Origin of the sequence: Leisingera coralii (genome assembly GCF_049056525.1) — a bacterium.
In the GTDB taxonomy this organism is placed as follows: domain Bacteria; phylum Pseudomonadota; class Alphaproteobacteria; order Rhodobacterales; family Rhodobacteraceae; genus Leisingera; species Leisingera coralii.
Map to the genome: position 1 here is coordinate 1 of NZ_JBHUPT010000142.1, position 1,012 is coordinate 1,012.

The following is a 1,012-nucleotide window of genomic DNA, read 5'->3' on the forward strand; positions in this document are numbered from 1 at the left end:
ACCAACGGTCAGTAGAGGACCAAACCCTGAACAGGGCGAACTAATAACCGCGGACTCTGCGGGGAGCACGTCACAGAGTTACCTTTTGCGACTCATAGCTTTCCATTGAGCAAGGCGCTGGTTCGGTTTCCATTGGCTTCCAGAGTTGCGGTTTAAGTTTCGCTGGGCCCGCAAATCTCATCCAAGCTGCTCAGAACGTTTGACAGTTCTTGCCTGACAAGCTTTATGCGCTCCGAAGAAAGAGCCTCTTTCCGTCCCGCCAGTTCCAGAACCACGGCGAGGACAGTATCTGAATGCCTCATCAGTTCGATCAGGTGTTCGCCTGCCGGCCCGTATGAGCCTGATATCCAGTTCTTTGCAGTACGTTCGCTCACATCTGTCCATCTGATCATGGTTTTGGCAGCCCGGCCCGCACCACCCAATTCTTGAGACAATGCAGTGCTGATTGCCTCCCGGTACTCTGCCAAAGAAACTGCCCCTTGGCCCGTCCGATGAAACGTGTTGCCCGTTTTATGAAACATGTTTCCGGTCCTCTGCCGCTACAACTGGGGAAGGAATCGCGGATCATTTGCGCAGATTTGCGAACTTGAGAAACGGAGGGCCAGAGCATTGAGTTGGCCAAACGACGACCGCAACAGGGACAGACGGCTCAAAACTGCTGCACAATATGTTCGCATGTCGACTGAGCATCAGCGCTACTCGACCGAAAACCAGTCGGATGCAATCGCACGTTACGCTGATGAGCGCGGCTATCAAATCGTGAGAACCTATTCGGACGCGGGCAAAAGCGGTTTGCGCATCGAAGGCCGGACAGGCCTGACCCGTCTTATCGAAGACATCGAAGCTGGCCAGGCGAATTCCAGGACTGTGCTTGTGTATGACGTCAGCCGCTGGGGCCGTTTCCAGGACGCTGATGAGAGTGCTTACTACGAATACATGAGCCTCCCCCAAAGAAGTGGTCCGCCCCTATGATTAGGAAACGGAGGACCATAGATGGCGAGCAAAAGGCCCA

At 54.3% G+C, this 1,012-nt stretch carries 2 protein-coding genes; one reads left to right on the forward strand and one right to left on the reverse strand.

Annotation, left to right across the window (positions count from 1 at the left end):
- Positions 1-152: 152 nt before the first annotated feature.
- Positions 153-521, reverse strand: coding sequence for an XRE family transcriptional regulator (locus ACFMBG_RS24130; RefSeq protein ID WP_421057174.1), 369 nt, complete (start codon positions 519-521; stop codon positions 153-155).
- Between ACFMBG_RS24130 and ACFMBG_RS24135 the strand changes: the two genes are divergently transcribed.
- Positions 520-972 (forward strand): recombinase family protein, encoded by a 453-nt coding sequence (locus tag ACFMBG_RS24135; RefSeq protein ID WP_421057175.1) that lies wholly within the window; start codon positions 520-522, stop codon positions 970-972. The two genes, ACFMBG_RS24130 and ACFMBG_RS24135, sit on opposite strands and share 2 nt — an antisense overlap.
- Positions 973-1,012: the final 40 nt, after the last annotated feature.

Excerpts from the sequence above, each read along its gene's own strand:
- ACFMBG_RS24130 (WP_421057174.1), bottom strand. The coding sequence starts at position 521 with ATGTTTCATAAAACGGGCAACACGTTTCATCGGACGGGCCAAGGGGCA.
- ACFMBG_RS24135 (WP_421057175.1), top strand. The coding sequence starts at position 520 with ATGTTTCCGGTCCTCTGCCGCTACAACTGGGGAAGGAATCGCGGATCA.